The organism is Helcobacillus massiliensis (assembly GCF_014191425.1).
GTDB lineage: Bacteria > Actinomycetota > Actinomycetes > Actinomycetales > Dermabacteraceae > Helcobacillus > Helcobacillus massiliensis.
Map to the genome: position 1 here is coordinate 1,089,007 of NZ_JACHWP010000001.1, position 22,509 is coordinate 1,111,515.

Consider the following 22,509-nt stretch of genomic DNA (forward strand, 5'->3'; position numbering starts at 1 on the left):
ATCGTGGTGAACCGATTCCCCGAGCGAAGGAAACGCCATGTCCTCGACTGCACCAGTGAACGCGCCGGACCCGTCGGCCGATGCCTCCCCCACCGCTCAGGTGACCGCCACCGGACTGCGGAAGTCCTACGGCGAGGGCGATGCCGAGGTCCGCGCCCTCGACGACGTCACCCTCCGGATCGAGCGGGGGTGCTTCACCGCCATCATGGGCGCGTCCGGCTCCGGCAAGTCGACCCTGCTGCACATGCTCGCCGGACTCGACCGCCTCGACACCGGCAGCGTCGTCATCGACGGCATCGACATCACCGGCCTCAGCGACTCGCAGCTCACGAAGCTGCGCCGCGAGCGCGTCGGCTTCGTGTTCCAGTCGTTCAACCTGCTGCCGATGCTGACCTGTGAGCAGAACATCCTGCTGCCGCTGGAGCTGGCGGGGCAGAAGCCGGACCGCGCCTGGATGGACACCGTGGTGGACCGGTTCGGTCTGCGCGAGCGCCTCACCCACCTGCCGAGCCAGATGTCCGGCGGTCAGGTGCAGCGCACCGCGATCGCCCGCGCACTGGTGACCCGCCCGTCGGTGCTGTTCGCCGATGAGCCCACCGGCAACCTCGACTCCGCCACCACCGATGAGGTGCTGGACTTCCTGCGCACCAGCGTGGAGGAGTTCGGCCAGACCGTCGTCATGGTCACGCATGAGCGCGACGCCGCTGAGCGCGCCGACCGCATCATCACCCTGGCCGACGGCCGCATCATCGCCGACGAGGCCGTGCCGCACGCATCGGCCGCGACGAAGTGAGAGGAGCCGCCGTCATGAAGCGCAGTCGTCTGCGTCTGCAGCCCGCGCACCGGCAGGCCGCAGCAGTCGTCACCGTCACCCTCGCCACCGCGTTCGTGTCCCTTGTGATCCTCGCGATCACGTTCGTGTCCGGCATCATCACCGCTCAGGTGGAGGGCCAGTACGCCGGCACCGACGTGATCGTCCAGCCCACGGTCGACGACGAGACCGGCGTGGCCGGCCAGATCGCGCCCGCCGATGTCGAGAAGACCGATGGGGTCAGGGCCGCCTGGCCGGTGCCGGAGAACCTGCTGGGCAAGCTCGTCGCCGATGAGTCGAAGATCGACGATCAGAACCCGTTCGCCACTCCCGGGGCGTTCGTCGATGTGCAGGTCGCGCCTCCCGGCGCCGACAGCGACACGCGCCTGAACTCCGGGTCGATGCCGTCCTCGCCGTCCGAGGTCCTCATCGACACCGCCATCGCCGAGGACAACGACCTCGCGGTGGGCGATGAGCTGGTGCTGCAGAAGGTGACCGACGGCAAGCCGGTCCGCCTCACGGTCGCCGGTATCCAGGACACCCCCAAGAGCGCCCTGCTCGGCGCCTCCCCGCTGGTGATGACCAGCGAGGGCGCAGCGACCCTCGCCGGGGACCCCGTGGAGTTCGGCGGCCCCGCGATCTACGCCCAGGTCGAGGACGGCACCGACCCGGCCCAGGTGGTGAAGCAGCTGCAGGCCGACGGGTTCGACGCCACCACCACCGAGCAGGTCATCAAGGACATGAACTCCGCCGTGCTCGTCATGGTCGCGTCCCTGACCGTGGCGCTCGGCTCGTTCGTCGCGATCGCCGTGGTGACCGCCGCTCTGGTGGTGGCGAATACGTTCGCCGTGACCGTTGCGCAGCGCCGCCGTTCCTTCGCGCTGCTGCGCGCACTCGGCGCCACCCGCGGCCAGGTGGTGCGGCTCGTGCTGAAGGACTCCGCCCTCGTCGGCCTCGTCGGCGCCGTCATCGGCGTGGTGCTCGCGTACCTGGCCGGCACCGGTGCGCTGAACCTGCTGCGCATCACCTCCTCCACCGCGTTCCCGCCGCTGCCGCCCCTGTCCATCCTCGCGATCATCGTCCCGATCGTGCTGGGCGTTCTGCTGACGGTGGCCGCGGGGCTCGTCCCGGCGATCTCCGCCACGAAGGTGCGACCCGTGGAGGCGCTGCGCCCGATCGAAGCGGCGGCCGGCAAGGGCGCGGGGGTGATCCGCACGTTCGTCGCCGCGCTGCTCGTCGCAGCGGGCGCGGCCCTGCTCGCCGCCGGCTGGTTCCTGGCCCTGCGCAACGATTCGCCCGATGCGGCTGTCACCGCGGTGCCGATGCTCGTGGCGATCCTCGGCACCATCGTCATGATGATCGGCGTCATCGCCGGTGTGCTGGTCGTGGTGCCCGCCATCATGCGCCTGTTCCGCGCAGTGCTCGGTCGCATCGGCGGCGTTCCCGGACGGTTCGCCGCTCTGAACGCCGGCAGGCACCCGCGCCGCAGCGCCGCCACCATCACCGCCCTGGTCATCGGCACCACGCTGATGGCGACGATGAGCGTGGGCGCGAACACCGCGGAGCGCACCCTGATCACCGAGCTGAACTCCTCCTCCCCGTTCGACGTGATCGCCTCCTCGGCCGCCTTCACGGACTCCAGTGCGAAGCGGACCCAGGCGGTCGACGGAGTCGAGACCGCGGTGCAGGGCGTCAGCGTCGATGTGAAGGCGCCGAACGGCGAGATGATGACCATCCTCGGCTTCGACCGGGATGAGATCGAGCGCGTCAGCGTCCTCGACGGCCTCGCCGACGACGTCCGCGACAACGAGGTCCTCGTCGGCAAGGACCGCGCGGAGAGCTTCGGTCTGAAGGACGGCGACACCCTCACCGCACCCGACGGCACGAAGGTCAGGGTCCGCGTGAACGAGTCGCTCAGCCTCACGCTCACCACCGAGGAGACCGTCCAGCACTTCTCGACCTCGCCCGAAACGGCGGTGGCTGCGCGGCTCGCGGAGCGCTCGGATCCGCAGCGGAAGCAGACGGATGCGCCCACCATACTGACGGAGGTCGGCTCCGTCCTCGGCCCGCAGGCCCAGGACGGTGACGACGGCGCCGATGAGGAGAACCCCGCGGGTCTGGGACTGGACATGCCGGGTGTTCAGCGCGACATGTTCACCACCGCCGTCAACGGACTGCTGATGTTCGCCACCGGCATGCTGGCTGTTGCGGTCCTCGTGGCTCTGGTCGGGGTGATGAACACGCTCTCGCTCAGCGTGGTGGAGCGACGCGGCGAGAACGCCCTGCTGCGCGCTCTCGGCACCTCGAAGGGACAGATCCGGGCGATGCTCGCCTGGGAGGGCGTCATCATGGCCCTGGTCGGCGCCGCGATCGGCCTCCTGCTCGGAACCGTGTTCGGAGTGGTCGGCGCCCGCACCGTGGTGCCGGCGAGCGTCCCGTTCGTCATCGGCATCCCGTGGGTGACCCTGCTGGCCGTTGTCGTGCTGGCGATCCTCGCGGGTCTGCTCGCCTCGGTGATCCCGGCGCGGTCCGCCGCGAAGGTCTCCCCCGCTGAGGCCCTCGCCGCCGCGGACTGACCTGCCGCCGGATCGGCCCCGCACGCAGAAGGCCCCCGCATCAGCGGGGGCCTTCTGGTGTCAGGTCGTGGTCTGCAGGGCGAGGATGTGGTCCATCAGCTCCTCGAGGTCCCGCGCCGTGTACTCGGGCCAGCCGTGCACGCGCCGCAGCCACATCGGGTCGACCGCCCGTGAGCCGAGCACTGCTCCCACGAGGGAACCGGCGATGCAGGCGACGGTGTCGGTGTCGAAGCCGGCGCGGACCGCGTTGTCGAGCACAGTCGAGACGTAGGCGCGCTGCTCATACTTGTCCTCCGGCACGTCCCCGGCGGCGAAGATCGCGGAGCACGCGGCCTGCAGCGCATGCACCACCCAGCCGTTGCGGTTGAAGAAGGTGCTGGGGGCGCTCGCGGCGTCGTCGATCCGCTTCAGCCACAGAGTGCGCCGCTCCTCGGGGATCTGGTCGATCCCCGCGTGCAGGTTGAGCTCCCCGGTGAGGATGCCGTGGCGGATGGCGTGCGCCCAGATGACGCCCGCGTCGTCGGTCTCCGGGTCCACGTGGGTCAGCGAGCTCACGGCCAGAACGGAGCGCGTCAGGTGCTCCTTCGGCGTGAACAGGCAGGTGGTGACCACGGCGTAGGTGCGCATGAGGGCGCCGTTGCCGGCTCCCTGCCCGTCGGTGTCGTAGATCGACTGGGCGGAGCAGCGGAAGTCGTGGGCGCTCGGGACGGCGCGGCCGTCGGAGGAGGCGTTCTCCACAGCGCGGGTGATGACCTTCGACGTGAGCACCCCGATGTCGGGGGTGTTCAGCGACCAGCGGTACCAGCCGGCGGCGATCTGGTCGAGGGCCTCCGTGCTGGTGAGGTCCGGGCCGATCTTCGGATCGGCAGCCACTCCGAGGATCACCACGCTCATGGAGGTGTCGTCGGTCCATTCCCCCGGTTCCCAGTTCAGCATGCCGCCGCCGATCATGTCGACGTCCTCGGAGGAGGAGATGGGCGGCTGGAACTCGTAGGGAGCTCCGAGAGCGTCGCCGGTGGCGGCGGTCAGGATGGAGCCGAGGGTGCGTTCCCGCAGCTCCTCGGTGAGCTCACTGGGCGTCACGGCGCTCCTTCCTGGTGTCGACCTGCGAGGGCATCAGCGGCGAGACGGCCGCGGCTCCGTCGCCGTCGGCACCCCTGCTGATCAGGGCAATCGTCCCACAGAAGGCTCCGCGGCCGCAGGGAATTCGATCCGAAAAGACATGGAGTTCACGTCGACCGCTGACGAAAGCCTCACAGCCCCGTCGGCACCTCTCGAGAGCCACCGCATCCCGACGGTATCCTGAACGCCGACCTGCAAGAAGGAGAATCCGTGTCAGCCAACACCGCCGCCGACCACACCGTGGACCCCGCGACGAACGCCTGCTCCTGCGGCAGCGACCACGACCACGGGCCGACCGGTTCGGACGTGGTGCAGGGCCTCGGCAAGGGCTTCGCGGTCCTCTCCCTCGCAGTGCCCGCCCTCGCGATCGTGCTGATCGCCGGCTCCCTCATCCTCACCCCGTCCAGCCCGCTCGTGCTCCTGCTCGGCATCGGCATGGGCCTGGGCCACCTCGCCTCCCTCATCGCGCTCAGCGCCGTGGCGAGCCGAGTCGCGGGCGACCTCGCGAACTCCCCCGTGCTGCTGGTGGCGCGCGTCGGCTTCGAGGAGGCGCTGCGCCTCGCGGTGGTGCTGCTCGGCCTCGTCCTGTTCGTCGGCGAGGGCCCCGGCCCGCTCGGCCTGTGGATCGGCGTGGGCGCGATGACCGTGTGGGCGGTGCTGACCACCGCCCAGCTGGTGATGAGCCGCCGACGGATCCTCCGCCCCGGCGACTGGTCGAAGAACACGGTGCTGTCCGTCCTCAACGACAAGCTGTCGGTGCGCCGCGCCATGACCATGCGCTTCGTGGACATCGCCGCCGTGCTGATCTTCCAGCTCGCCGCCACCGTCCTCGTGGCCGCCGCCCCGATCATGGCCGGCGCGGCGTTCATCCTGTCGGTCGCCTCCGGGTTCTCCACCCTGGTGGTGCAGCGCTACAGCGCTGAGAGGCGCGCCCGCTCACCGTGGCTGTACGCCCCGATCGTCATCTCCGTGCTCACCCTCCTGCTGGCGATCGCACTCGTGCTCGTGCCCGCGACGATCGGCGTGTGATCTCGGCCTCTCACCGCTGGTAGCGTGGGTCACTGCATCCCACCCCACGAAGGAGAGAGTGCATGAGCACGCCCACGTCCGGTCTCGACCTGTCCCAGCGGGACCCCTCCATCCGCATCCAGGACGACCTGTTCGGCCACGTCAACGGCGCCTGGCTCGCCGCCCACGAGATCGCAGAGGACAAGTCCGGCGACAGCGAATTCACCCGCCTCCGGGACCTCTCCGAGGAGCGCGTCCACGCCCTCGCCCAGCGGCTCGCCGCCGACCAGGCCGACCGCGGAACCATCGAGTCCGATGCCGACAAGGTGGGCGCCCTGTTCACCCAGTTCATGGATGAGGACGCGGCCAACCGCGCCGGCGCCGAGCCGCTGGAGGAGTTCGTCGGCCGCATCCTCGCTGCTGACTCCCGCTCGGCCCTCACCGAGGTCGCCGCCCGCCCCGAGTCCGCCACCGCCGTCATCGCGGTCGGAGTGTGGCACGACGCCGACGACTCCTCCCGCAACCAGGCGCAGGTGTTCCAGTCCGGCCTCGGCCTGCCCGACGAGTCCTTCTACCGCCAGGAGCAGTACGCCCCGATCGTCGAGGCGTACACCGATGTCCTCGCCCGCTTCGCCGACCTCTCATCCCTGCCGGGCCGCGCCGGCCTGCCCGACGGTGACGCCCGTGCCCTCGCCGAGACCGTGGTCGACCTGGAGAAGCGGATCGCCGCTCACCACGTCGACGTGGTGCGCCTGCGGGACCGCGAGAAGTCCACGAACCGGATGGACGCCGATCAGCGCGCCGCCGCATTCCCCGCCTTCGACTGGGATGCCCACTTCAGCGGTCTCGGCGTCGACCTCGCCGAGCTGTCCGACGTCAACGTCGGCCAGCCGGAGTACCTGCAGGGCGTCAGCACACTGTGGGCGGACGAACCGCTGGAGAACCTGCGCGCGTGGCTGGCGCTGCACTTCGTCGTCGCATCCGCGCCGTATCTGTCGGATGAGTTCGTCGCCGCGCACCACGAGTTCTTCGGCACCACCCTGACCGGTGTCCCGCAGCTGAAGGAGCGGTGGAAGCGCGGCGTCGCATTCGTGGAGGACGCTCTCGGTGAGGCGATCGGTGAGATGTACGTGGCCGAGCACTTCCCGCCGGAGGCGAAGCAGCGGATGGAGGAACTGGTGGACGCCCTCATCGACGCCTACCGCCGCTCCATCACCGATCTGGAGTGGATGACCCCCGCAACCCGCGAGAAGGCCCTGGAGAAGCTCACGCAGTTCACGCCGAAGATCGGCTACCCGGCGACGTGGCGCCGCTACGACGAGCTGGAGATCGACGACCGTTCCCTGCTGCATCAGCGCCTTGCCGTCGCCCGCCATGAGCACGCCCACCAGATGGCGAAGCTCGCCCAGCCGGTGGACCCGGACGAGTGGCACATGACCCCGCAGACGGTCAACGCCTACTACAACCCGGGTGCGAACGAGATCGTGTTCCCCGCCGCCATCCTCCAGGCCCCGTACTTCGACATGGACGCCGACGACGCCGTCAACTTCGGCGGAATCGGTGCCGTCATCGGCCACGAGATCGGCCACGGATTCGACGACCAGGGATCCAAGTACGACGGACGAGGCAACCTCCGCTCCTGGTGGACGGAGGAGGACCGCACGGAGTTCGAGAACCGCACCCGCGCCCTCATCGACGACTACTCCGCGATGTCCCCGCGCGACCTCGACGACGAGCACACCGTCAACGGCGCCTTCACCATCGGTGAGAACATCGGCGACCTCGGCGGACTCTCGATCGCCCTGGACGCCTACCGCCACCTCGCCGGCGACACCGCCGACGAGACGGGGGCCGACGGATTCACAGGCATCCAGCGGGTCTTCCTCGCCTGGGCGGTCATCTGGCGCGCCAAGTACCGCGAAGCCGAGGCGATCCGTCGTCTCGCGATCGACCCGCACTCGCCCGCCGAGTTCCGCACCAACGGCGTGGTGCGGCACATGGACGAGTTCCATGACGCGTTCGGCGTCACGGAGTCCGATTCCTTGTTCCTCGCTCCTGAGAAGCGCGTGTCGATCTGGTGAGCAAGAACCTGTTCCACAAGGGCCGGATCACCCCCGGCCCCGTCGGCTGGACCCGCATCGCAGCACCGCTGGTGATCGCCCTGGTCGCGGTCCCCCTGGTGCTGTGGATGCGGGGCGCCGAGGCGCTCCTCGTCGCGGCCGCGTTCATCGTGCTGTTCACGGCGCTGGCGGTGCGGGAATGGATGAACCAGTCCCTCACCTTCATCGTGGACCCCGAGGGGATCACCGTGTCGCGCGGCGGCTTCTGGCCCGCCCGCACCTGGCCCGCAGAGGAGTTCCGCACCGTACAGATCCGCCGCATCCCCGGCGACCAGGTCGGCACCCAGGTGGGCGGCTTCGGTCTGCGGCGCGGCCGCGTGCTGCGCGCCCAGATGTCCGCCATCGAGGAGGTCGACGGCCTGCGCCGTTTGACAGCGGTCGACGAGCGGCAGGACGCCGAATGCGCCGTCACCAAGGGCGGGCGGATCGTCGAAGTGGTCGGGCATCGGGGCCGCAGCTTCCTGCTGTCCCCCGTCGACCCGGACGCGGCGGCGCACACGCTCGCGCAGGTGATCCGGGCGAAGCGCTGAACCCGTCGGCCCCGCCGATTGGCCCCCTCCCGCCGGGAGCGCCTACACTCGTGGCCGTCATTGTCAGACAGGGGAGCACCGAGCGGTGCTGAGAGTGCGCAGGCGCGCAGACCCTCGAACCTGATCCGGTTAGCACCGGCGAAGGAAGTCGGGACGATCTCCCGGTGGCGGCGAACAGCGCACCCACCGGCCCTTTCCGCTGGGAAAGGAGACCACGATGACCACCACCCCCACCGCCCCCGAGCGCGGCTGGCGCACCATCGACATCCTCGTCACGGTGCTGATCGGCGTCGCCTTCGGTGTGGCCTTCATGGGATATTCCCTGTTCTACACCGCGATCGGTCCGGTCACGGCGCTGTTCCGCCCCGCCGAAGGCATCCTGACGGGCATCTGGTGCCTGCCGGCGATCCTCGCGCTGCTGATCGTCCGCAAACCGGGCGCCGCGCTCGGCGCGGAGATGATCGCCGCGATCCTGGAGGCCCTGCTCGGCTCCCACTTCGGCATCGGCGCCGTCATCTCCGGCGCTGCTCAGGGCCTCGGCATGGAGATCGGGTTCGCCGTGTTCGGCTACCGCCGCTTCGGCTGGGCACCCGCCGCCCTCGGCGCATGCCTGTCGGTGTTCTTCGAATGGATCTACGAGATCATCGCGTACTTCCCCGAGTGGGACGTGTTCTTCAAGGGCATGTACCTGGTGTTCTTCCTGATCTCCGGGCTGGTCCTGACCGCTGGGCTGGGCCTTCTGCTGACCCGTCTGCTGGCATCCACCGGTGCGATCAACCGCTTCGCTCCCGGACGGGAGCACGCCGAGCGCACCGCGGTCTGACATGCCCGCCGCCGTGACCCCGACCGATTCCGCCCTCGCACTGCGCGGCCTCACCTTCACCCCGGTGGGCCGCCGCTCCCCCACGCTCACCGATGTCACGCTCAGCATCCCCGCTGGGCAGCGTGTGCTGCTGGCGGGCGCGTCGGGGTCCGGCAAATCGACCCTGCTGCGGGCCCTCGCGGGCCTCCTGGCCGACGGGGACACCACCGGTGAGGTGCCGCCCGAGCCTGCGGACGCGTCCCGCCGCGCCCTCATGGTGCAGAACCCGGCGCACGCGATCGTCGCCGCGAACGCCGGGCTCGACATCGCCTTCGCACCGGAGAACGAACAGGTGCCGCCCGCGGACATGCCGGAGACGGTGGAGCGGGCGCGCGCCCTCGCGCAGTTCGATGCGCCGTTGCACACCGACCCGTTCGCCCTGTCCGGCGGCCAGCAGCAGCGCCTGTCGCTCGCGGGTACTCTCGCGGTGACCAGTGCGGTGATGCTGATGGATGAGCCGCTGTCGATGGTGGATGAGGCGACGGCCCGCGAAATCCGCGCCTCCATCCTCTCCGCCGCCGACGCCACCGGGCGCACCCTCGTCATCGCGGATCACCGCCTGGACGCCTGGTGGGATGAGATGGACCGCGTGATCGTCCTCGGTCCGGGCGGCCGCATCCTCGCGGACGACACACCGGAGCGGATCGACCTGCACCAGCCGGAGCTGCTGTGCGAGCTCGGTCTCGCGATCGAGCCGTGCAGTGCTCCTCCCGCCCCAGCCTCGCCTGCCTCTCCTCCGGCGGCATCTGCTCTTCACGACCGGCCCGCCGCGCACTCATCGGCCCCTGTCCTGGACGTCAACGGCGCCCTCGCTGAATCCGATCTTCTCGCTGAGACCGTCCACGTCACTGCTCATCCCGGCGACCTGGTGGTGCTGACCGGCCCGAGCGGCGTTGGGAAGTCCACCCTGCTGCGCCGCCTCATCGACGAGGGGCCGTGCTCCTTCCTACCGCAGAATCCGGAGATCTCGTTCTGCGCGTCGACAGTTCTCGGCGAGGCGATGGCGACGCCCGGCGTCACCGAGGAGGCGGCACGTGCTGCCCTGGAGCAGGTGCGGATCGGCCACCTGGCGCAGGCGAATCCGTTCACCCTGTCGGGCGGGGAGCAGCGACGCCTCGCGTTCGCCGCCGCCACGGCATCGAACCGACCCGTTCTCCTGCTCGATGAGCCGACGGTGGGGCTCGACCCCCTCGCCCGCCGTGACGTGCTGGACATGATCCGCGCCCAGCGCGACGCCGGGGTCGCCGTCATCGCGGCCACGCACGATCCGGGTCTGGTCGCGGAGGCGGAGCGGGAGGTGCCGCTGGTCCCGTCGGCCTCCCGCTCCGATATGCATCGCCGGCCGGCCGACGGGGCTGCCTCCGCGCCGATTCCGCGGGTGCGCCGCTCGCCGGTGGTACCCGCCGACGGCATGAATCCCCTGGTCATCATCGCCGTGGCGCTGGCTGCGGCGATCGGGTCCTTCGCTGTGGATTCACTGCTGGTGGGTGCGGTGGCGGCATCGTTGACGCTGCTGGTGGTGCCGCTCGCGGCGCGGACGCCGAAACGGCTGGGGCTGCGCCTGCTGCCGGTGTCGTTGGCGGCGCTGTCCCTCGCCTGGTCGACGTTGCTTCTGTCCGGCCGGCCCTGGGGTGAGGCGGCGACGTGGGCGCTCGCCGCCTCGGAGGCGCTGCGCCTGTTCGCGTTCGTGGCCCCGGGTGCTGTGCTGGCGGAGGCTGTGGATCCGACGCGGCTCGGGCAGGCGCTCGCCCAGCATCTGCGGATGCCTGCGCGGGCGATGGCGGCGATGACCGCGGGGCTGGTCCGGGTGGGGCACATCCGGGCCCAATGGTCGGAGATCCTGCTGATCCGACGGGTGCGCGGCATTCACCGGCGCAACCCGGTGAAGCTGTATGCGGGGGCGACCCTCACCCTGCTGGTGTGGACACTGCGGGGTGCGGAGACTCAGGCTGTGGCGATGGATGCACGTGGCTTCGCGGAGGCGAAGGACCGCACCTGGGCACACCGCTCGCGGTTCCATCGGATCGACGCGGTGGGGCTGGTGCTGGTGCTGGTCTTCGCTTTCGTTCCGCTCGCTGTGCGCCTCCTGCTCGGCTGATCCGGTGGAGCCGCCGCCGGCTCATCTGCGCCGGGCACCGCGTTCGCGGATTCGGTCGAGGCGCTTCTTCTCGGCACGGTCGTTCATGGCCTCGGTCAGGTCGCGATGCTCAGCGGCCGGATCCTTCCGGCCGAGGTTCTCAGCGGTGCGCGGCGGCACCTCGATCGGCTTCGCCTCATAGTTCTCACCCGTCAGACGGGCCCGCAGCGACTTCGAATAGAACCAGCCAGGGTCGGAATCGAGCGTGACCGTGCCGTCGATCGGGATCTCCTCACCGCCGTCGATGGAATAGCTGCCGGAGTAGGTGGTGCGGATCGTGACCTGGTACCAGCCCTGGAACCGGTAGTAATGGAAGATCGCGCCCGGCCCCTTCTTCGTCGGCGCCCCACCCGGGAACGTGGTGGTGAGGGTGTTGCCGTCGCCGAGGTCCCATTCATAGGACTCAGCGCGCGCAGTGATCGTCACTTCGTGGCCGAGGATGGTCTGGGTGTGCGTCTGCACCTCGTCGCCCTTAGCCCAGTACGTGATCGGGATCCGCACCGGAACGTAGTCGAAACCGGGCGCCCGCATGCCTGTGGGCGGCGTGATGACCAGTTCACCGAACCCGGTCGCGTTCGCCTGCACCGTCGGCATTGCCTCGGCTTCCTGTGCAGCGGGTTTCGCCGGCTCAGCCGGTTTCGCGGTGCACGGGCGCATCCCTTCGGGTACTGGTGATCCGCGCCGGCGGTAGGCGACGGACTGTGCACCGGTCGCCGAATCCTCGAGACAGGTCAGTTCCCCAACACCGCACGACGCGACTGCGCCGGGGATGCACCCTTCACCTTCGATCGAGCTCTGCAACGAGATGAACCGCGGAGGCTTCCGGACCGTTTGCTTCGCGGGGCGTTTCACAGACGGCCCGCCAGGAGTGCGTGATCGCGGTTTGCTGCCATGCTTAGGTCGCGAGACTGCGAATGGTGCCCCCGCATCTGTCCGGCCCGACGGAACTGACTCTGCTTCAACGAGAAAGCTCTGGTCACCGTCTGTAGCACCCCAATAGTTGTCATCGGAGTTACCTGCATAGGCGACGGTCGCGGTACTGCACATCCAGTATGCGGCCATGAGTCCAGCAATCATTCGAGTTCTCATGCTTAGCCTTTTTCGTTCTCGGCGTTGAGTCCGAGGATGACCCAATGTTCCCCGTTCCATTCAACAAGGGCGGCAAGTTTAACGGTCAGCGCAGGCCGATTCTCCCCGGCTTTTGCGCCCGAAAGAAATTTCCGGGACGGGACTCCATATTCCACGTAAGCCAGCACGCGGTCCTTATTGTGCTTGACATAGTGCTCCTGGATCTGCGCTTCGGTCGGCGCAGAGTAGGTTCCGTCCACAATCGCTTCTGCCACATGTTTGGTGACCTGCCTGCATCCTGTGCACTGCTCAGCGTCGTATACGTCGGCGAGAGGAGAGTCGTCCCCTGTCGATTCGTAGTAATGCATGGCATCAACGAAATAGAGAAGAACAGCACCTGCCCCCTCATCCGTCTTCTCGTAGAACCCGGGGTAGTCCTTGGGATCGGGAGCCTTGAGGTCGCGGTTCTCCGGCGGGAGCTGGCTCTTGTCGATGGCGGCATCCGTCGGCTTCGCAGCGGCGCCACCGCCGCCATCGGATGCGACTGAGCCATCATCGCCTGCGTCCGATGCCGGCGAACCTGCACTGGGCTCCGGCTTCGGTGTGATCACCGGCGGCTCGTCCTTCGACGCGCACCCGGCGGCGCTGAATGCGAGCATAAGCGCCGCAGCGGCGGTGCTGAAGGAACGGCGCAGGACACGAGGGGACATCGGTGTCTCCTTCGGGAAGGGGAACAGTCATGCCCACGACCCAACCAGCTCACCAGCACCCGCGGGCATGAATCACAGAAATTGTGGACAGACCGTGACCTCTAGCAGTCCTCGTCGACCTCACGCCGTCACTGGGGACGATCACTTCTCCACAGCGAGAATTCGCCAGAAACCAGCCCTGACCAGCAGGAACAGACCCCCCGACTTTAAATGTCGCACCCCTCTCCTACGCTGACGGCACGACCGGAACCCCAAGGAACAGACGTCCACACAGCACAGACCGGCGGTTCCCTCGCCGGAGGACCACTCGACTATCAGCGAAAGGAGGCGACTCAGCGATGGCGATCGATCTCGGTCCCCTGCACGAGCTCCCGCGCTCAACCAACCCCACACTGGACCGCATACATTCCGCTGCGCTCGCTCTCGCTGAGGAGATCTCCACTCTGCACGACGAGCTCATGGCCGAGCCGCTGACCCACGCCGAAGAATACGGACCCGCCACCACCGTGGTCGCTGCTGCGCGTGATCAGATCACCCTTCTCATGGGTTCTCTGGCTGCTCAGGCCACAGCGGCCACCGTCGCAGAGAACCCGCCCCACCCCAGCGACTCCGCCGCGGCTGCCCTGGCGAAACGCCAGATCGCGACTCGGGCCGCCGCCCATGAGATCGGCACATGGATGCGCCAGTCCCACCACAGGGCCCGCCGTCTCATCGCCGCTCACGCTCTGATGAACTCCTCCATGCCGAAGCTGCGTGACGCCGTTGCCGCCGGCAGGATCGACCACGAATCCGCCCTCGCCATCACGGGCGAAGCCGCGCTCGCGCCCACGCTTCAGCACCAACAGCGCCTCGATGACGTTCTCGCTGAGGACGCCGCACAGCTGTCAGCGGCCGGAACTCGTGCGTGGCGCAATCAGGCGCGGCGCCGCATAGCCGAACTGGATCCGCAGGTCCTCCGCGACCGGACCCGACGCGCCCACCACAATCGGCGCGTCACCATCCACGACGCCGACGACGGCACCAGCATCATCCGCGCCGTCCTCCCCCGCCTGAACGCCCACCGTGCCTTCACCGCACTCGAAGCCGCCGCGAACACGCTCATCCGCGAACGGAACAATGAGCCGTGCCCTGACGTCGGGGGCATCGGGGGCGCCGACGGGGACCCGATCAGCAGAACCAGCGCATCACAGCAGGCTGCGGGCACGACAGGAATGAAACGTTTCCAATTGACACGTCATCAGGCGATGGCGGATGCCTTCGCCCAGATCATCACCGGGGACCGGCCCGCATCGCCTTCCAGTCTCACCCTCAACATCGTTATGACGGACCGGCAGCTGCTCGAGCCGGACAAGGGCGGGCCCGCACTGATCGACGGCTACAACCCCGTCCCGCTCGAGGAACTCGTCAGCGCGATCCGAAGGAACCCGGACACCGCCTGGATCCGCCGGCTGTTCACCCACCCCACAAGCGGGCAGCTCATCCACATGGAACAGAAGAAGCGCCGATTCACCGGCGCCATGGCCGAATTCATCCGCATGCGCGCCGGGGGGATCTGCGAAGCGCCCTATTGCAACGGCACCGCCACCCACACTGACCACATTCACCCCGCCACCTGCGGAGGACCGACCAGCATCCGCAACGGCGCCGCGCTCGACGCCTCCGACAACCTCACCAAGGCGGACCACATCCACAAGGCCCGTCCCACACCGAGGGGTGACGGTCTGACGTGGGCGAGCACCGTCGGCATCATCACCACCCACTACCCGAGCTACAGCCCAGCAGCACCAATCCACCGAAGTCCGGCCGGAGCCACCAGCACTCCGGCGACGGAACACGAGCGGACCCGCAGCACCCCGCTGCGCCGAAGATTCATGACGGCGTGCGACTATCTCCCACCGCCGCGCACCATGCGGATGATCCAGTGACCCTTCGCAGTGGATTCACCGCGTCCCCGCGTGCAGACAGCGGGGACACTCGGGATTACGCGGGCGCCCATGAATGGGCCCCGATAGGCTGGGATGCGTGAACACCGACTTCTCTGAGAACTCCATGCCAGATGCCGACGCCATCGAACTCGCCAACGCCATCATGGACGCTGCCCGCGCCGGCGAATTGGAACTGCTGCGCCCCGCGCTCGACGCCGGCGCTCCCCTCGATATGCAGAACGCCAACGGCGACACCATGATCATGCTCGCCGCCTACCACGGCCACACCGACCTCGTGCGCGAACTCATCGAACGCGGGGCCGACGTGGACCGCCAGAACGATCGCGGTCAGACCCCCATCGCCGGCGCCGTGTTCAAGAACGACATCGACACCGTGAGAGCACTCAAAGACGGCGGCGCCGACCTCGACGCCGGGAACCCGTCGGCCCGCGCCACCGCCGAATTCTTCCAGCGCACCGACATGACGGAGCTGTTCAACTCCTGACCCCCGCGGCGGCGACGCGGCCTCAGCGGTGCCGGAACTCCATCGGCACGTGGTCGATGCCGGCTTCCATGAAGTGATCGCCCGTGGTCACGTAGCCCATGTCGAGGTACCACTGCTCCAGGTAGGACTGCGCGTCGATCTTCACCACGCGGTCTGCGTCGATCTGCTCCGTCAGATCGAGGCCCGCCCGCATCACGCGGCCGCCCAGGCCCAGCCTCCGCGCGTCCTTGCTGACCGCGAGACGCCCGATGCGAAGATTCGCGCCATCATCCAGGACACGAAGATGCGCCAGCGGAATACCGACGCGCTCGCACCACACGAGGCGGGTGCCGTCCTCAGTCTCGCGACCATCCAGATCCGCGTCCGTGGCGCCCTGCTCCATCGTGAACACGTCCTGCCTCAGCTTCGCCAGCAGGTACACCATGACCGGGTCGATGTCCCGGATGTGAGCGGCATGCATCGTGATGCCCTCCGGAAGGTCAGCATCCAGGGTGATCAGGGTCGACATCAAACAGCTCCTTCGGGGTCGGCCCACGGGCCGGCGGGATGGTCAAGGATCCAACGGGCGGCGTTGACGCGCCGGCGCTGGCAGCGGGGACACCAGAACACGGTGCGGCCCTGCACCATCGCGGTGCGGATCGTCGCATCGCAGATGCGGCACGGCAGGTTCTGCCGGTGGTACACGTAGAACGACTCCTCCCGCGGCACCGCATCCGGGTGGTCGTCATCGTTCTGGTAGGTCGGCACGGACCGCTCCTGGATCGCGGCGTGGATCGCCCGATGCTCCGGCTGCGTGGTGACGATGCGGCCGGTGCGCCGCCCGTAGCGGATCAGCGGCACCAGGTCGTCCCAGATCGCGCGAATCGCGGGTCGCGACAGGTCTCGGCCTGGCACGGTCGGATCAAGACGAGCCCTGAACAGCAGCTCGGCGCGGTAGATGTTGCCGATGCCGGCGACGACCTGCTGGTTCATCAGCAGCGCACCGATCGTGGTCCGCGAGCGCTTCACCACGTCCACGAACACGTCGGGATCGGCATCAGCGCGCAGCGGGTCCGGGCCGAGCCGGGCCGTGACCTCAGCGCGGCCGGCGGAGTCGATGATGCGGCACTGGTTCGGGCCGGTGAGATCGGCGAGGCCGTGGTGGCCGGTGATGCGCAGGCGCACGTTCTGTCCCGGCTGGATCAGCCGCCAGTCCGTGCCCTCCTCATGGATGCGGTTGCGGGGTGCGCCGATGGCGTGCGCGGTCGCGAAGTCCTCGTCGCCGGCGAACGTCCACGACCCGTACAGTCCCAGGTGGATGTGGACGAACAGGGTGGGGTCGGTGTCCGCGTCGGGCGAGAACGGCAGGAAGAGGTGCTTGCCGAACGCGTCGGCCGGGTGGAGGTGCCAGCCGTCCAGCTGGGCCGCCTCCTCCGCGAACCGGCCCTGCGGCGACGACAGCCGCACCCGGGTGTCCCCGAATGCGGCTGTGATCGCGCGGGCCAGTCGATGGATCGAATGGCCTTCGGGCATGTCAGTAGGCGCCGGTGGTTTCGAACGTCGCGATCTTCTCGATGCGGCGCACATGGCGCTCGTCGCCGCTGAACGGCTCGGCGAGGAAGAGGTCGATCAGGTGCTCCAGTTCGTCCTCCGTGTGCTGACGAGCCCCGACGGAGATGACGTTCGCATCATTGTGCTGGCGGGCGAGCTTGGCGGTGTCCTCGTTCCAGACGAGGGCGGCGCGCACGCCCTTCACCTTGTTCGCGGCGATCTGCTCACCATTGCCGGAGCCGCCGATGACGATGCCGAAGCTGCCGGGCGCGGCGACCACGGCTTCGCCGACTGCGGTGCAGAACGGCGGGTAGTCGTCGAGGGCGTCGTAGGTGTGGGCGCCGTGGTCGGTGACCTCGTGGCCCTTCGCCTTCAGTGCCTCGACCAGGCGGTTCTTGAGTTCGAAGCCGGCGTGGTCGGTGCCGATGTGGACCTGCATGGACGGTGCTCCTTGGGTGTGGTGGGGGTGGGGGCCGACGGGGTCAGGAGAAGTCGAGGGGGTCGCGCTTGCGCTTGAGCTCCGCGAAGCCGCTGATCTCCGCCATCGTGGCCATGGCGTCGAGCAGCCGGCCGGCTTCTTCGCCGCGCGGGGCGCGGGAGAGGACGGGACCGAAGTAGGCGGTACCGGAGCCGAAGGAGATGACGGGGGTGCCGACGTCATCGCCCACGAGGTCCTGTGCCCGCTTCTGGGCGGCGCGCAGCGCGTCGTCGTTCGTGTCGGTGTCCATCGCATCGGCGAGGTCCGTCGGCAGGCCGGCCTCCTCGAGCGCCTCGACGGCGACGCGGCGGTAGTCGTCCTTCTGGTCCTGGACGTGGAAGCGGGTGCCCCAGGCGGTGTACCAGGTGGAGAAGGCGTCCTGACCGTGCTGCTCGTCGATGGCGAGCTGCAGTCGGGCAGGGCCCCACGCCTTCCGCATCGCCTCCATGTAGTCGGGGTCGAGGTCGCGTCCTTCGTTGAGGACGGACAGGCTCATCGGCTGGAAGCGGATCCGGACGTCCCGCACCTCAGCGGCGTTGAGCGCCCAGCGGCTGGTCAGCCAGGCGAACGGGCAGGTCGGGTCAACGAAGACGTCGACGATCTGGGCCATGGACTGGTTCCTCCTCGAATCGTGCAGTCAGCCCCTCCATTGTGTCAGAGCCCGGCCGCTGGGAAATCCACTTGCCACCAGGCGACCGGGGCGGTTGGATCGAGGTCATGACTTCTCCGACTGCGGCGCACGTGCGCACTCTGCGCACCATCATCGCTCGACACCCCGCGAAGGTGACCGCCGCAGTCGCCGCCTCCATCGTCACGGAAACCCTCGAGATGAGCGTTCCGATCATCTTCGGCTTCGCCGTGGACCGCGGCATCCTCGGCGGCGACCTCACCCTCCTGCTGCAGCTCGCGGCGCTGGCGGTGCTGGTGCGCCTCGTGGCGATGGCGGCATGGTCGTTCAGCTTCCACTGGGCGATGCAGCTGCGGATGGCGGAGCAGCACAACCTGCGGGTCGCGCTGACCGCCGCGGCGCTGCACCCCGGTTCGCGGCCGGTGGACCGGCCCGCCGGTGAGGTGCTGTCGATCGCGACAAGCGACGCCGACAATGCGCCCGACTTCTTCGACATGATCGGGTGGGCGCTGCCCGCCGCGATCGCCGTGCTCGGCGCCGGCGCGTGGATGGCGTTCGTGTCACCGTGGCTGGGGCTGGCGGTGCTGATCGGGATCCTGCTGGAGATCGTCGGCCTGAGGGTGGTGACGCCGGTGCTGTCCCGCAAGTACGACGACCAGCAGTCCCGCGCCGCCGACGCCGCCTCCACCGCAACCGACCTCGTGCACGGCCTGCGGGTGCTGCAGGGCCTCGGTGTGCAGCACCGGGCCCGGCTCAACTACCGGGCGTCGTCCCGGGTCGCGCTGCGGGCGGCGCTGACGAACGCTCGGTTCTCCGGTGTCGCCAACGGGATGATGATCCTGGTGTCCACGCTGATGATCGCGTCGGTGGTGGTGCTCGCGGCGTCTCTGACGCTCAGCGGCGCTATCACCGTCGGCGCCCTGATCGCGGTGGTGTCGCTGATCCGCACCATGTCGGGAATGATGCACGGCCTGTCCGGTGTGCCCGTGTGGTGGGCGTCGATCTCCACATCCGCGAAGCGCATCGACCGCCTGATGGCGGACTTCGGCCGCACCCACGAGGACCCCGTGATCCGCGAGGCGATCGCCGCGTCGCCGGCCGTTGGCGAAGCGGCGCCGGTGACGCGCGGCAACGGGCCGCGTCGGGACGGCGTCGGCCCCCTCGCCCTGGAGCTGCCGGACGGCTGCATCGAGGTGGCCGACGGGGAGGTCGTCGGTGTTGTTGCACCGACTGCGCGGGACGCCCACACCGTCCTGACGGCGCTCGCCGGAACGGCTGGGGACGCGTCGGCGTCGCTCGGTGGGGAGGCGATCACGCCGGGCACGCTGCAGGAGCGCCGACGGGACCTGCTGATCGAACCGCACACCGTGGACCTCTTCGACGGCACGCTGCGCGAACAGCTCGCGACCCGCGCCCCCGAGAAGAGCGTCGACCACCTCGACGACGGGGACGCGTGGGCGCGCAGCGCACTGGAGGCGGCGGGGGCCCTCGATCTGCTGGGGATCCTGTCCGACGGGTTCGACACCCGCATCCAGGACCGCGGCTCGAACCTGTCGGGCGGGCAGCGGCAGCGCCTTGCGCTCGCCCGCGCCGTCGCCGCTGATCCGCCGGCGCTGGTGCTGCACGACCCCACGACCGCGGTCGACGCGGTGACCGAGCAGAACATCGGGGAAGCGCTCGCCGCCGCGCGGCGCGTCCCGGACCGGCTGACCCTGATCCTCACGCGCGCCCCGTCCCTGCTGGTGCAGGCGGACAGGGTGGTGTTCCTCGCGCCGACGGGTGCGGTCAGCGGCACGCACTTCGACCTGATGGAACGGGACGACTATGCGGAGGTGGTGAAGCGATGACCATGCCGACCAACGAGGCCAGCGAACGGGAGCTCGACCTCATCACCTCGATGCGGGAGGAGGACGATGTCGCCCGGCAGCTGTCCCGCCATGCCGAACTGCTGCCGATCGCGACCGGCCGGCAGACCCTTCGCTTCCTGCTGACGCGCCTGGGGTCGATGCGCCTCGCGTTCGTGCTGATGGTACTGACGGTGCTCGCCGCCGCGATCGCCGGGGCCGCGGTGCCTCGCCTCATCGGCACCGTCGTCGATGTGGTGACCGCGCCCGAGGGCGGCCACATGGAGGGCGTGTGGGTGCTCGCCGCGGTGATGGTCGGCGTCGGGGTGCTGCAGGCGGTGTGCTCTGCACTCGGGCAGGCGCAGGTGTCCGCGCTCGGGCAGCGTCTCCTGGCGGGGATGCGCGAGGACGTCATCGACCGCGCCCTCGACCTGCCGGCGCAGACGATGGAGCGGGCCGGGATCGGCGATGCCCTCTCCCGTGTCGCCGACGACGTCGCCGTCACCGCGAAGGCCGTCACGAACATCGTCCCGTGGATCATCACCGTCACCTTCCAGATCACGATCACGCTGGTGGCGCTGGCGATGCTGTCGCCGTACCTGCTGCTGGTCGTGGTGGCGATCCTGCCGTTCTACATCGCGGCGCTGCGCTGGTTCCTTCCGCGCACGAACCGCATCTACCGGGTGGAGCGGATCGCGCTGGGGGCGCGAGCGCAGGGCCTGCTGTCCGCCATCAACGGTGTGCCGACGGTCCACGCCTACGAGATCGAGCAGCGCGAGACGCGGCATGTCGCGGCGCTGTCGCGCTCCGCCTATTCGCTGAAGATGCGGATCATGAACCTGGTGATCTCGGTGGCCTGGATCATGACAGTGCCGGAGCTGCTGGCGATCACCCTGGTGCTGGTCCTGGGCTTCTTCCTGGTGAACTCCGTCGGGGTGCCGGTCGGGGTGGTGGCGTCGGCCGGAATCTACATTCTGACCCTGCTGTGGCCGCTGCAGTCGCTGATCTTCTCCCTGGATGATGCGCAGTCGGCGGCGGCGTCGCTGATGCGGATGGTGGGCGTGATCGTCTCCATCGACCCCGCGGTCTCCCCCGGGCCGGAAGAGCCGGCCGACGGGTCCGTGGAGCTGACGGGGATCGCGCACTCCTACGGGCAGCAGCGCGTGCTGGAGCCGATCGACCTCACGATCGAGGAGGGCGAGACGATCGCACTGGTGGGCGCCTCCGGTGCGGGGAAGTCCACCCTCGCGTCGATCATCGCGGGCACGCTGCGGCCCAGTGAGGGGACGGTGCGCCACGGCGGCGCCGATCTCTCGCGGGCGCAGCTGGACGCAGTGCGGGCGCATGCAGTGATCGTCAGCCAGGACGTGCACGTCTTCCACGGCACCCTCGCCGACGACCTGCGCCTCGCAGCTCCCGACGCGAGCGAGGAGGACCTGTGGGCGGCGCTGGGAACCGTCGGCGCGGACTCCTGGGCGGAGCTCCTCCCCCACCGGCTCGACACCGCGGTCGGGGAGAAGGGCGAGCGGCTGAGCGCGGAGCAGGCGCAGCAGCTGGCGCTCGCGCGCGTCGCGCTGAAGGACCCGGCGATCCTGGTGATGGACGAGGCGACCGCCGATGAGGGATCCTCCGGTGCGCGGGTGCTGGAGCGCGCAGCGCTCGCTGTGGCCGAGGGCCGCACCACCGTCATCGTGGCGCACCGCCTCTCGCAGGCGATGCACGCCGACCGGATCCTCGTGATGGCGGACGGGCACGTGATCGAGTCCGGGTCGCATGCGGATCTGCTCGCGGCGGATGGTCAGTACGCGCGGCTGTGGGCGGCCTGGAGCCGGTGAGCGTTCAGGCGCCCCCGCGTGTGATCCGCTAGGCTCGACCCATACTCGATTCCCCCTCACGAGCGGAATCCACACCCGCGCCTCGGCCGGTCGCGCGTGTGCTCGTGGGGCTGACCAGGCCAGGAAAACGTGATGTCCCAGAAGCGATGGTCCCCCGGGGACCACGTGACCTGGACGTACTACACGCACGCGCACGACACCATCACCGTTCGGCCCGGCACGGTCGTCCTGGATGATGATCGCGGCATCGTGGTGTGGATCGCTCCGGGCACCGAAGTCCTCCTCCCCGTCCTGGAGTCCGGCGCGCCGCTGCGCCGAGCCGGCGACGAGGGCATGTTCACCGAGCAGCGCCACCAGTCCAAGCAGCTGTGGACCGGCAACGGCATCCTCATGATCGGCCTGCCCGACAAGCCGTACTCCGTGTGGCTGTTCTACCGAGACGACGGCACCCTCGGGTGCTACTACGTCAACCTCGAATCCCCCCTGGAGCGCACCGACGAAGGCGTCCGCTCCCGCGACATGGTCCTCGACCTCGTGGTGCTGCCGCGCCGCGACTACCACTACAAGGACGAGGACGAACTCGAAGGGGCGGAGCGCGTCGGCTACTTCTCCCCCCAGGAGGCCGACCAGATCCGCGCGTGGGGCCGCGAAGCCGAACGCGACATCCGCGCCTGGTGCTACCCCTTCAACGCCGGGTACGAGTACTTCTTCCCCAACCCCAGCTGGGGGACTCCGGCGCTGCCCGACCACTACACGTGGGAGAAGGACCTGACGGACCGGGAGACGCACCGCAAACGCTGATGCCTCCCCTCGGTGAGAT

At 69.2% G+C, this 22,509-nt stretch carries 19 protein-coding genes and 1 riboswitch; of the genes, 12 read left to right on the forward strand and 7 right to left on the reverse strand.

Annotated elements, in window-relative coordinates; translation table 11 throughout:
• Nucleotides 1-37: 37 nt before the first annotated feature.
• Together FHX50_RS05000 and FHX50_RS05005 are read left to right on the forward strand one after the other, a co-directional pair.
• Entirely contained in the window at nt 38-793 is a 756-nt protein-coding gene (locus FHX50_RS05000) for an ABC transporter ATP-binding protein (protein WP_183374996.1), read from the forward strand.
• 14 nt (nt 794-807) lie between these two features.
• Entirely contained in the window at nt 808-3,387 is a 2,580-nt protein-coding gene (locus FHX50_RS05005; protein ID WP_183374998.1) for an FtsX-like permease family protein, read from the forward strand.
• Between the two features lie 60 nt (nt 3,388-3,447).
• On the opposite strand, the gene FHX50_RS05010 is transcribed toward FHX50_RS05005, so the two are convergent.
• On the reverse strand, nt 3,448-4,470 hold the full coding sequence (locus FHX50_RS05010; protein WP_183375000.1) for an ADP-ribosylglycohydrolase family protein: 1,023 nt from the start codon (nt 4,468-4,470) through the stop codon (nt 3,448-3,450).
• Between the two features lie 249 nt (nt 4,471-4,719).
• Here FHX50_RS05010 and FHX50_RS05015 point away from each other — a divergent pair, with 249 nt between their 5' ends.
• The 5 genes from FHX50_RS05015 to FHX50_RS05035 all read left to right on the forward strand — a co-directional run bounded on the left by FHX50_RS05015 (nt 4,720) and on the right by FHX50_RS05035 (nt 11,127).
• The gene (locus tag FHX50_RS05015; protein ID WP_183375002.1) at nt 4,720-5,538 is read left to right on the forward strand and encodes a hypothetical protein; all 819 of its coding nucleotides are present in this window, start codon (nt 4,720-4,722) and stop codon (nt 5,536-5,538) included.
• Nucleotides 5,539-5,600: 62 nt separating this feature from the next.
• Nucleotides 5,601-7,598, forward strand: a complete 1,998-nt coding sequence (locus FHX50_RS05020) for a M13 family metallopeptidase (RefSeq protein WP_183375004.1) — start codon at nt 5,601-5,603, stop codon at nt 7,596-7,598.
• A complete protein-coding gene (locus FHX50_RS05025) occupies nt 7,595-8,167 on the forward strand; it encodes a hypothetical protein (RefSeq protein WP_183375006.1) in 573 nt (190 codons plus the stop codon). Before FHX50_RS05020 ends, FHX50_RS05025 begins: the two co-directional genes overlap by 4 nt.
• Before the next feature lie 59 nt (nt 8,168-8,226).
• Nucleotides 8,227-8,331: riboswitch (TPP riboswitch) on the forward strand.
• 53 nt (nt 8,332-8,384) lie between these two features.
• Nucleotides 8,385-8,990 carry an ECF transporter S component gene (locus FHX50_RS05030; protein ID WP_183375008.1) on the forward strand — a complete coding sequence of 202 codons (606 nt, stop codon included), beginning with the start codon at nt 8,385-8,387 and terminating at the stop codon, nt 8,988-8,990.
• A 13-nt stretch (nt 8,991-9,003) separates the two neighbouring features.
• Nucleotides 9,004-11,127 (forward strand): ATP-binding cassette domain-containing protein, encoded by a 2,124-nt coding sequence (locus FHX50_RS05035; RefSeq protein ID WP_183375010.1) that lies wholly within the window; start codon nt 9,004-9,006, stop codon nt 11,125-11,127.
• Nucleotides 11,128-11,148: 21 nt separating this feature from the next.
• On the opposite strand, the gene FHX50_RS05040 is transcribed toward FHX50_RS05035, so the two are convergent.
• Both FHX50_RS05040 and FHX50_RS05045 read right to left on the reverse strand, forming a co-directional pair.
• Nucleotides 11,149-11,760: a hypothetical protein gene (locus tag FHX50_RS05040; RefSeq protein WP_183375012.1), complete on the reverse strand. Its 612-nt coding sequence runs from the start codon at nt 11,758-11,760 to the stop codon at nt 11,149-11,151.
• A gap of 497 nt (nt 11,761-12,257) precedes the next feature.
• Entirely contained in the window at nt 12,258-12,944 is a 687-nt protein-coding gene (locus tag FHX50_RS05045) for a DUF6318 family protein (RefSeq protein WP_183375015.1), read from the reverse strand.
• A 338-nt stretch (nt 12,945-13,282) separates the two neighbouring features.
• On the opposite strand from FHX50_RS05045, the gene FHX50_RS05050 reads away from it, so the two are divergent.
• Both FHX50_RS05050 and FHX50_RS05055 read left to right on the forward strand, forming a co-directional pair.
• A complete protein-coding gene (locus FHX50_RS05050) occupies nt 13,283-14,869 on the forward strand; it encodes an HNH endonuclease (protein WP_183375016.1) in 1,587 nt (528 codons plus the stop codon).
• Nucleotides 14,870-14,966: 97 nt separating this feature from the next.
• Nucleotides 14,967-15,374, forward strand: a complete 408-nt coding sequence (locus FHX50_RS05055) for an ankyrin repeat domain-containing protein (protein ID WP_343064044.1) — start codon at nt 14,967-14,969, stop codon at nt 15,372-15,374.
• 22 nt (nt 15,375-15,396) lie between these two features.
• On the opposite strand, the gene FHX50_RS05060 is transcribed toward FHX50_RS05055, so the two are convergent.
• The 4 genes from FHX50_RS05060 to FHX50_RS05075 are packed head-to-tail and all read right to left on the reverse strand — an operon-like array spanning nt 15,397 to nt 17,992.
• Entirely contained in the window at nt 15,397-15,882 is a 486-nt protein-coding gene (locus tag FHX50_RS05060) for a GNAT family N-acetyltransferase (protein WP_183375018.1), read from the reverse strand.
• Nucleotides 15,882-16,886: an Fpg/Nei family DNA glycosylase gene (locus FHX50_RS05065; protein ID WP_183375020.1), complete on the reverse strand. Its 1,005-nt coding sequence runs from the start codon at nt 16,884-16,886 to the stop codon at nt 15,882-15,884. Before FHX50_RS05065 ends, FHX50_RS05060 begins: the two co-directional genes overlap by 1 nt.
• A 1-nt stretch (nt 16,887) precedes the next feature.
• Entirely contained in the window at nt 16,888-17,343 is a 456-nt protein-coding gene (locus FHX50_RS05070) for a ribose-5-phosphate isomerase (RefSeq protein WP_183375022.1), read from the reverse strand.
• A gap of 43 nt (nt 17,344-17,386) precedes the next feature.
• Nucleotides 17,387-17,992: a mycothiol-dependent nitroreductase Rv2466c family protein gene (locus tag FHX50_RS05075; RefSeq protein WP_183375024.1), complete on the reverse strand. Its 606-nt coding sequence runs from the start codon at nt 17,990-17,992 to the stop codon at nt 17,387-17,389.
• Between the two features lie 107 nt (nt 17,993-18,099).
• On the opposite strand from FHX50_RS05075, the gene FHX50_RS05080 reads away from it, so the two are divergent.
• The 3 genes from FHX50_RS05080 to FHX50_RS05090 all read left to right on the forward strand — a co-directional run bounded on the left by FHX50_RS05080 (nt 18,100) and on the right by FHX50_RS05090 (nt 22,490).
• Nucleotides 18,100-19,857: an ABC transporter transmembrane domain-containing protein gene (locus FHX50_RS05080; RefSeq protein WP_246370666.1), complete on the forward strand. Its 1,758-nt coding sequence runs from the start codon at nt 18,100-18,102 to the stop codon at nt 19,855-19,857.
• The gene (locus tag FHX50_RS05085) at nt 19,854-21,689 is read left to right on the forward strand and encodes an ABC transporter ATP-binding protein (RefSeq protein WP_246370667.1); all 1,836 of its coding nucleotides are present in this window, start codon (nt 19,854-19,856) and stop codon (nt 21,687-21,689) included. Before FHX50_RS05080 ends, FHX50_RS05085 begins: the two co-directional genes overlap by 4 nt.
• A gap of 132 nt (nt 21,690-21,821) precedes the next feature.
• Nucleotides 21,822-22,490 carry a ribonuclease FAU-1 family protein gene (locus FHX50_RS05090; RefSeq protein ID WP_183375026.1) on the forward strand — a complete coding sequence of 223 codons (669 nt, stop codon included), beginning with the start codon at nt 21,822-21,824 and terminating at the stop codon, nt 22,488-22,490.
• The last annotated feature ends 19 nt before the right edge of the window (nt 22,491-22,509 follow it).

Coding starts and splice junctions, on each gene's coding strand:
- FHX50_RS05000 (WP_183374996.1), top strand. CDS start 38: ATGTCCTCGACTGCACCAGTGAACGCGCCGGACCCGTCGGCCGATGCC.
- FHX50_RS05005 (WP_183374998.1), top strand. CDS start 808: ATGAAGCGCAGTCGTCTGCGTCTGCAGCCCGCGCACCGGCAGGCCGCA.
- FHX50_RS05020 (WP_183375004.1), top strand. CDS start 5,601: ATGAGCACGCCCACGTCCGGTCTCGACCTGTCCCAGCGGGACCCCTCC.
- FHX50_RS05030 (WP_183375008.1), top strand. CDS start 8,385: ATGACCACCACCCCCACCGCCCCCGAGCGCGGCTGGCGCACCATCGAC.
- FHX50_RS05040 (WP_183375012.1), bottom strand. CDS start 11,760: ATGCCGACGGTGCAGGCGAACGCGACCGGGTTCGGTGAACTGGTCATC.
- FHX50_RS05045 (WP_183375015.1), bottom strand. CDS start 12,944: ATGTCCCCTCGTGTCCTGCGCCGTTCCTTCAGCACCGCCGCTGCGGCG.
- FHX50_RS05050 (WP_183375016.1), top strand. CDS start 13,283: ATGGCGATCGATCTCGGTCCCCTGCACGAGCTCCCGCGCTCAACCAAC.
- FHX50_RS05060 (WP_183375018.1), bottom strand. CDS start 15,882: ATGTCGACCCTGATCACCCTGGATGCTGACCTTCCGGAGGGCATCACG.
- FHX50_RS05065 (WP_183375020.1), bottom strand. CDS start 16,886: ATGCCCGAAGGCCATTCGATCCATCGACTGGCCCGCGCGATCACAGCC.
- FHX50_RS05070 (WP_183375022.1), bottom strand. CDS start 17,343: ATGCAGGTCCACATCGGCACCGACCACGCCGGCTTCGAACTCAAGAAC.
- FHX50_RS05075 (WP_183375024.1), bottom strand. CDS start 17,992: ATGGCCCAGATCGTCGACGTCTTCGTTGACCCGACCTGCCCGTTCGCC.
- FHX50_RS05080 (WP_246370666.1), top strand. CDS start 18,100: ATGACTTCTCCGACTGCGGCGCACGTGCGCACTCTGCGCACCATCATC.
- FHX50_RS05085 (WP_246370667.1), top strand. CDS start 19,854: ATGACCATGCCGACCAACGAGGCCAGCGAACGGGAGCTCGACCTCATC.
- FHX50_RS05090 (WP_183375026.1), top strand. CDS start 21,822: ATGTCCCAGAAGCGATGGTCCCCCGGGGACCACGTGACCTGGACGTAC.